Origin of the sequence: Rudaea sp., from assembly GCF_036383415.1 — a bacterium.
Taxonomy (GTDB): Bacteria; Pseudomonadota; Gammaproteobacteria; order Xanthomonadales; family Rhodanobacteraceae; genus Rudaea.
Map to the genome: position 1 here is coordinate 1 of NZ_DASVOK010000301.1, position 8,004 is coordinate 8,004.

General features: G+C 64.4%; 8 protein-coding genes. All 8 read right to left on the reverse strand.

Annotated features, from left to right (window positions below; genetic code table 11):
* A partial coding sequence (locus VF497_RS11335) for an ABC transporter permease (protein ID WP_330888746.1) occupies positions 1–750 on the reverse strand: 750 nt, incomplete at its 3' end.
* Between the two features lie 158 nt (positions 751–908).
* On the reverse strand, positions 909–2,216 hold the full coding sequence (locus VF497_RS11340) for an ABC transporter permease (protein WP_330888748.1): 1,308 nt from the start codon (positions 2,214–2,216) through the stop codon (positions 909–911).
* Positions 2,217–2,264: 48 nt separating this feature from the next.
* Positions 2,265–2,990: an ABC transporter ATP-binding protein gene (locus tag VF497_RS11345; protein ID WP_330888752.1), complete on the reverse strand. Its 726-nt coding sequence runs from the start codon at positions 2,988–2,990 to the stop codon at positions 2,265–2,267.
* Positions 2,991–3,026: 36 nt separating this feature from the next.
* Complete coding sequence (locus VF497_RS11350; RefSeq protein WP_330888754.1) at positions 3,027–4,301, reverse strand: efflux RND transporter periplasmic adaptor subunit; 1,275 nt, start codon at positions 4,299–4,301, stop codon at positions 3,027–3,029.
* 170 nt (positions 4,302–4,471) lie between these two features.
* On the reverse strand, positions 4,472–6,262 hold the full coding sequence (locus tag VF497_RS11355) for a DUF885 domain-containing protein (protein ID WP_330888756.1): 1,791 nt from the start codon (positions 6,260–6,262) through the stop codon (positions 4,472–4,474).
* A 74-nt stretch (positions 6,263–6,336) separates the two neighbouring features.
* Positions 6,337–6,981 carry a maleylacetoacetate isomerase gene (gene maiA, locus VF497_RS11360; protein WP_330888758.1) on the reverse strand — a complete coding sequence of 215 codons (645 nt, stop codon included), beginning with the start codon at positions 6,979–6,981 and terminating at the stop codon, positions 6,337–6,339.
* Positions 6,982–7,003: 22 nt separating this feature from the next.
* A complete protein-coding gene (locus VF497_RS11365; protein WP_330888760.1) occupies positions 7,004–7,672 on the reverse strand; it encodes a fumarylacetoacetate hydrolase family protein in 669 nt (222 codons plus the stop codon).
* 85 nt (positions 7,673–7,757) lie between these two features.
* On the reverse strand, positions 7,758–8,004 hold a 247-nt coding region (locus VF497_RS11370), incomplete at its 5' end, for a bile acid:sodium symporter (RefSeq protein WP_330888762.1).

The window sequence follows — 8,004 nt, forward strand, 5'->3', positions numbered from 1 at the left end:
TTCGCCGAGCTTGGCCTCCACCATTTTCATGACCTCGTCGCGACGGCCGGGTTCGGCGCGGATCAGATAGGTCGTGCCGTTGCCGTAGGCCAGGTGCGTCGGCCACATCACCGAGAATTCGATGTCTTCCGCATCGACCCAGGGCTTCTGCAAGGCCTCGACGACACCGATGATCGTGAACGGCTCGTTCTCGTCGTAGACCTGCTTGCCGACCGCGTTGCCGTCGGGGAAGAGTTTTTGCGCAAGCGCCTGGGTGATGATCGCAACCGGCGAGGTCTTGCGATTGTTCATCGTCATGAAGCTGATTTCTTCAGGCTTGAAGTTGCGCCCGACGACGAGCTTGAGTCCGTAGGCGTTGATCGCGTGGTCGTCGACCATGTAGTAGGCCGTGCGCGCCGTGGACTGCTTCTGGTTCGGCTGCATGCCTACACCGCTGCCCCAACCGCTTTGCCCCATCGGCAGCATGCCGTTGGTCATCGCCGCATCGGCTACGCCGGGCAGGTTGCGCAGCATGGCGAGATCCGCCTCGGCGGTCGTCTGCACGTTGAATGCGCTGCCGAAACCGTAGCTGCCGACGATGAACGTGTCGGTTTCGTTCATGCCGCTCGGCCGATGCATGCGCTCGAGGCGCTGATTGATGATGAACAGCGCGTTGCACATGATCGCGAGCGTCAACGCGACCTGCAGGCCGATCAAGATCCTCGCGACCTTGCTGCGCATCAGCGCGGAGAGAATGGGACGGAATTCCATCTGTGATTCCTTAGCTTCCCTTCTCCCACCGGGAGAAGGTGGCGCGGCAGCGCCGGATGAGGGGAAAGCCTTGCAACTCTTCTGACGTCTTCATTTGGCGGACAAGCCTTTCCCTCATCCGCCCTTCGGGCACCTTCTCCCGGTGGGAGAAGGAAGATCTATTGAGTTTTCAATTGCGCTGCCGGCGCCACCTGACAGGCGCGCCAGGTCGGATACAGTCCGGCGAGAATCGCCGCGGCGATCGCGAGCACGATCGTGGTCACTACCATCGGCCAGTCGAGATGCGCCACCGTCTTGTAGTCGGTGTACAGCGCGCGCACCGCGTACAGGCCGAGCCCGGTCAGCAGCAGGCCGATGAACCCGCCGGACAGACCGACCACGCCGGATTCGACGAGGAATTGCGCGAACACCTGGCGCCGGCTCGCACCAAGCGCACGGCGCAGACCGACCTCACCGGCCTTGCGCGTGAATTTCGCGAGCAGGAGGCCGATCGTGTTGACGAGGCAGACGAGCAGGAACGCAAAACCGAGTCCGGCCTGCACCTTCACGTCACCGGAAACCACTTTCTGATCGGCCATCCACTGATTGACGTCAAGCAGGCGATTGTCGAGCGGCCGTGCAAACCGGCCGAGTTTCTTCTGTTCGTTGACGTAGCTGTCGAGGAACGACTTGTACTCCGCCTTGCGTGCGGGCGAATCGGCCTGCACCCAGACCTGCATCCACACGCATTCGGAGGCGAGATACGCATCCCAACCCGGACCCGAATCCTTGAAGCAGCTGTTGTTGCCGCTGGAACGCTGCTTGAGGTCGATGCCGGTCGTGAACGGGATGAAGAACGCCTCGGTGTCGTCGAGCGAACCGTTGGTCAGGTCGTAGTACTTGACCCGCAGCGTCCAGTCGTCGAGCACGCCGGTGACGCGATAGTCGTTGCCGTCGATGCGCACAGTCTTGCCGGTCGAATCGGTGCCGCCGAACAGCTTCTCGTTGGTCTCGCGCGAGAGCACGACGACGCGCGCATGCGCATCGTCCTCGGCCTTGCCCCAACCTTGGCCGTACTTGAACGGCGGCTCGAACATCGAGAAGAAATCGCCGTAGGAGACGCGCCCGACCGAGAGGAACGGCTTGACCTCCGGATTCTCCGGCTGGATCGGCAGCGCGAGCTTGAACACCGCAGTCTGCTTGTCCGCCTTGCCCGCCTGCATCAACGCGGTCGCATCGCGATAGGTGACCTGGTCGGGCGGCGAACCGTCGTCGCCGTAGGGTTGGTTGATGTCCCAGTTGTCGAGCTGCACGTGCAGCAGTTTGCTGCTCTTCCACGGAATCGGATCGCTGCCCATCAGATGCAGCACGGTCAGCGTGGTCATGCTCGCGGCGATGCCGAGCGCGATGCCGAGCACCATCAGCGCGGTCAGGATGGGGTTGCGCCGCAGGCTGCGCAAGCCGAGTTGGAGATAGTACGAGAACATAGTATGTCCTTGAGCTTTCCTTCTCCCGCCGGGAGAAGGGATGCAAAATCAGGCCACCGCCGTTTCCACGTCCGTATCACGCGCCTTCACGCGCAGCGAAGGCTCGGAGTCGAAATCGGTGACCTGGCCGTCCATCACGTGCACGGTGCGCTGGGCGCGCGCAGCGAGCTCCGGATCGTGGGTGACCATGATGATCGTCGTGCCCTGGCGGTTGATCTCCTCGAGCAGTTCCATCACGCCGCGCGCCATGAGCGAGTCGAGGTTGCCGGTAGGCTCGTCGGCCATGAGCAGGCGCGGCGAGCCGGCCAACGCACGCGCGATCGCGACGCGCTGCTGCTGGCCGCCGGACAGCTCCGATGGATAGTGCTTCATGCGCGAGGACAGGCCGACGCGCGACAGCGATTCCTCGATGCGCTTCTTGCGCTCGGCCGCGTTGAAGCCGCGGTAGCGCAGCGGCACGTCGACGTTGTCGAACAGATTGAGGTCGGGGATCAGGTTGAAGCCCTGGAAGATGAAGCCGATCTTCTCGTTGCGCAGCTTCGAGCGCGCATCGTCGCCGAGGCCGCGCACGTCGACGCCGTCGAGCCAGAACTCGCCCGAGGTGAACTCCTCGAGCAGGCCGGCGATGTTGAGAAAGGTCGTCTTGCCCGAGCCGGACGGCCCGGTCACCGCGACGAACTCGCCATCGCGCACGTGAATCGAGAAATCGCGCAGCGCGTGGGTCTCGACCATGTGGGTCCGGTATACTTTTGACAGATGCTGCATCTTTAGCATGGGTTCATTCCTGCTGGCTGATTCGGTTCGCGGGATTCAGTTCAAGACCACTTTCTCGGCACCGTTGAACGAGTCGGTGCCGGAGATCACGATGCGGTCGCCTTCCTTGACGCCGGAGACGATTTCGACCGCGTTGAGGCTGGTCGCGCCGACCTGGATGGCCTTGCGCTCGGCGATGCCGTCGTGGACCAGGTAGGCGACGCGACCCGCGCCCGTGTCGACGAACGAGCCACGCTCGACCATGAGCACGTTCGGACGCTCGTCGATGAGGATGCGCGTGGTCAGCTGCTGGCTCTGGCGTAGACCGGCGGGTTTGTCGGCGGCGAAACGCACGCGCGCGACGACCTGGTTGTTGACCACCTCGGGCGACACCGCAGACAGCTCGCCCTTGTACTTCTGCGCGCCCTCGGCGATCTCGGCCGGCATGCCGATGGTCAGGTCGTGGGCGAACACTTCAGGCACCTGCAGCTCGACTTCGAGCGAGGTCAGGTCGATTACGGTGACGAGGCCGGTGTTGATCGGCACGTTCGCCTTCTGCTGCACGAGCAGCTGGCCGACCTGGCCGGCGACCGGCGAGCGCACCTTGAGCAGGTCGACCTGGCGCGCGAGATCGGCGACGAGCAGCTTCTGCCGGTCGAGCGCGAGGCGCTTGGTCTTCAGTTCGAACGCGGCGGTTTCGTTCTGCAGGCGCGAATCGGCCTGCGCGTGGGTGACGTCGAGTTCGGCTTTGGCCAGCGCGTCCTTCGAACGCAGCACTTCGACCTCGGCCATCGCGCCCTTGTCGAACGCGAGCGACTTGCGCTCGACTTCGCGCGCCGCGGTCTGGCGGTCGATCTGCGCCTGCTCGATCGTCTTCTTCGCCAGCAATTCCTTCTGCTTGGCGTCGATGCCGGCGCGACCGACGTCGATGTCGAGGCTGGCCAGCGTCGCCTGCTCCTGCTGCAACTTGTTGTTCAGTTCGGGGCTGTCGACTTCGGCGAGCACCTGGTCCTTCTCGACCTTGTCGCCGGCATGGGTGAGCAACGTGACCGTGCCCGGCGCGGTCGCATACAGCGTCGGCGCCTGCGCGGCGACGACCTTGCCCTGCGCGGACACGTCGCGCACCAGCGTGCCGCGCTTGATCTCACCGAAGCGCAGACTGGCGACCGACACCGAGGTGCCGGCGGAGATCAGGCGCGCGACCGAGGGCACGAGCCAGACCAGGGCGACGAGCACGGCGGCACTCGTCGCGCCGATGATGATCCAGCGTTTGTTGACGCGCGGATGCGCGATTTCGATGCGGCGGTCTTGGGCGGAGGTGTCGCGGATCATGGGGTGGTCGGGATTCGATGAAAGTCGCTACGACCCTATCGAAGCAAACCCTGTGCCAACGATTGCTTCCCCTTCAACCCATTGCTATTATTGAATTTTTCGCCGAAACGCCGGTTGCGCCCGCTGTCCGTCCGCAGCGACGGACAGCGGGCGGACAACGATCTGTCCGCTCAGGATTTCTTCGCAGACGCCTTCGTCTTCACGATCCAGCCGTCGACGCGCGCCTCGAGCACGTCGAGCGGCAGCGCGCCGCCGTCGAGGATCTCGTCATGGAACGCGCGGATGTCGAACTTGTCGCCAAGCTCCTTCTTCGCCTTCGCGCGCAGCTCGAGGATCTTGAGCTGGCCGAGCTTGTACGACAGCGCCTGGCCCGGCATGACGATGTAGCGGTCGGTCTCGGCCTGCACGTCGGGCTCGTCGTCGGAGGAGTGCGCATGGAACCAGTCGACCATCTGCTGACGCGTCCAATGCTTGTAGTGCACACCGGTGTCGAGCACGAGGCGGTTCGCGCGCAGCAGCTCGTCCGAGAGATGGCCGTAGTAGCTCAGCGGATCCTGGTAGAAGCCGACTTCCTCACCGAGGCGCTCGGCGTACAACGCCCAGCCTTCGACGTAGGCGTTGTAGCCGGCCTGCTGGCGGAACGGCGGCAGGCCCGGCAGGGTCTGCGCGATCGCGATCTGCATGTGATGCCCGGGCACGCCCTCGTGATAGGCTGTGGTCTCGATGTTGAGCAGCGAGCGATTCTGGTAGTCGCCCGTGTTGACGTAGACGCGGCCGGGGCGCTTGCCGTCGGGCGTGCCCTGGTTGTACTCGGCGGCCGCGGCTTCCTTCTCGCGGTACTCCTGCGTCGGCACCACCTCGACCGCGCTCTTCGGCAGCAGGCCGAACAGCTGCGGCAGCTTCGGCTCCATCTGCGCGATGTACTTTTTATACAAATCGACAATCTGCTGGCGCGACGTCGCGTGCGTCTTCGGATCCTTGTTCATCGCCTCGCGAAACGTTTTCAGGTCCTTGTAGCCCTGCTTCTGCGCGATCTTGAGCTGCTCGCCCTCGATGCGCTTGACCTCGGCGAGGCCGAGCTCGTGGATTTCCTGCGGCGACTTGTTCGTCGTCGTCTGTTGCTCGACCGAGAACTTGTACAGCGCATCGCCGTTCGGCAGCGCCCACATGCCGGGCTCGGTGCGGCCCTTCGGCGCGTAGTCCTTCTCGACGAAGTCGGCGAGCTTGGCGTAGGCCGGACGCACCTTCTCGTCGACCGCCTTGAGGATCGCATCGTGCAGGCGCTTGCGGTCGGCCGCGGCGATACCGTCGGGGAATTTCGCGACCGGATGGCCGAACACGCTGTCCTCGCCGGCCGGCTTGGCGATGTCGCGCATCTGGGTGACGACTTTCTCGAGCAGGAAACGCGGCGGCAGCATCTTGTCCTTCTCACCTTGCCTGAGCGTCTCGGTGATCTGCTCGAACAGCGCCGGCAGCGCGTTCAGGCGCGCGAGATAATCCTCGTACTGCTTGCTCGTCTCGAACGGCACCATCGAGACGAACTGCGGCAGCATCAGATGCACGCCGTTGAACTGGTCCAGCGGCATTTCATTGAGTTTGAGTTCGACCGTGCGGATGTTGTCGCCGAGCTGGCGCAACATGAGTTGCTGATTGAGTCGGTCCTGCTCATCGAAGCCACTCGTGTCGATGGCCTTGAAGCGCGCGAGGAACGCCTCGTTGTCCTTCTTCTGCTGTTGCGCGGCGGCCGGCGACGCATCGCTCCAGCGATCGTTGTAACGATAGTCGCCGAGCATCGTGGCGAACTCGGGCTGGTGCTTGAGCGTGTACTCCCACTGCTCGGCGAGCAGCGCGTTGAGCGCCTTGACGCGCACGGCCGCGTCATCGGCGGCGTGCACGGACGCGTGCGCACCGAGTCCGACGGCAACGGCAAGCAACAGAGGTTTGAGGGCGATACGCGACATGGCGGCTCCGGAAAAATTGGAGCGCACACTCTCCGCGCACTGCGCGGCGATGTCCAGTGCCAAAAGTAGACGGTTTATTCCGCGTCCGGCTGCTTCGCCGGCGCGGCGTCGGCGAACGCGGCCAGCTCGGCGCAACGCGCATCGATCGCGGCGAGCGTCGGGAACCGGCCCATGTCGACACCGAAGCGGCGCGCGTTGAACACTTGCGGCACGAGCATGATGTCGGCCAGCGTCGGCGCATCGCCGTGGCAGAACGCGCCTCGCGACGGGTCGTGCGCGAGGCGGGTTTCCAGCGCGGCGAAACCGGTGCTGATCCAATGCCGGATCCAGTCCTCGCTGCCCTCCTTGTCCAAACCGCAGTGCGTGCCGAGGTACTTGAGCACGCGCGTATTGCACAGCGGGTGGATGTCGCAAGCGATGTCGAGCGCGATCGCGCGCACCGCTGCGCGACCCGTCGCGTCGGCCGGCAGCAACGGCGGCTGCGGATGGGTTTCGTCGAGGTATTCGATGATCGCGAGCGACTGATGCACGGTCACGTCGCCGTCGACGAGCACCGGCACGAGGCCTTCGGGCGCGACACTGCGATACGCCGGCGCGTGCTGCTCGCCGCCATCGCGCACCAGATGCACCGGCAGATACTCGTAGGGCAGGCCCTTCAAGTTGAGCGCGATGCGCGCGCGAAACGCGGCCGAACTGCGGAAGTAGCTGTAGAGTTTCATGATCGCCTCTTGGAACCCGTGCTTAAATCACGTCCACGACGAATTCGCCAAGCCCATCGATGCCGCCGTGCATGCGATCGCCGCGGACCACGGCGCCGACCCCTTCGGGCGTGCCGGTATAGATCAAGTCGCCGGGCGCGAGCTCGAAGAACTTCGACAGGTGCGCGATCGTTTCGGCCACCGACCAGATCAGGTCGGACAGATCGCCCTTCTGTTTTTGCGTGCCATTCAGTTCGAGCCAGATCGCTCCCTTGGCAAGATGACCGACATCCGCGGCGCGATGAATCGGCCCGATCGGCGCGGCGTGGTCGAAACCCTTGCCGATATCCCAGGGCTTGCCGGTTTCCTTCATGCGCGCCTGCAGGTCGCGGCGCGTCATGTCGAGGCCGAGCGCGTAGCCGTAGACGTGATCCAGCGCCTGTTCCGCCGCAATGTCGCGGCCGCCCTTGCCGATGGCGACGACGAGCTCCATCTCGTAATGGCAGTTCTTCGTCTCGCTCGGATACGGGAACGCGCCGATCGTGCCCGGCGCGACGTTGACGATCGCATCGGCCGGTTTGCAGAAGAAGAACGGCGGCTCGCGCGTGGGATCGGCGCCCATCTCGCGCGCATGCGCGGCGTAGTTGCGGCCGACGCAGTAGATGCGGTGGACCGGAAACACGAGGTCCGTGCCGGCGATCGGGACTGTCACGGCGGCGGGAGGCGGAAAAACCGGATTCATTTCGCGAGGCTCACTTAAAGAAGCAGAGGCATATTATCGCCGAGCCGCGTTGCGTTTAGCGCAAGCCATCCGTCACGGCGGTCGTCGCAGCCTCGCGCGCATAGCGCTGCGCGAGCACCGCGCAAACCATCAGCTGCACCTGGTGGAACAGCATCAGCGGAAGCACGATCGCGCCGACCGCACTGCCGGCGAACAGCACGTTGGCCATCGGCACGCCGCTGGCGAGGCTTTTCTTCGAGCCGCAAAACAGGATCGTGATGCGGTCCTCGCGCGAAAGCCGAGGCGTTTGCCGAGCTGCGAGG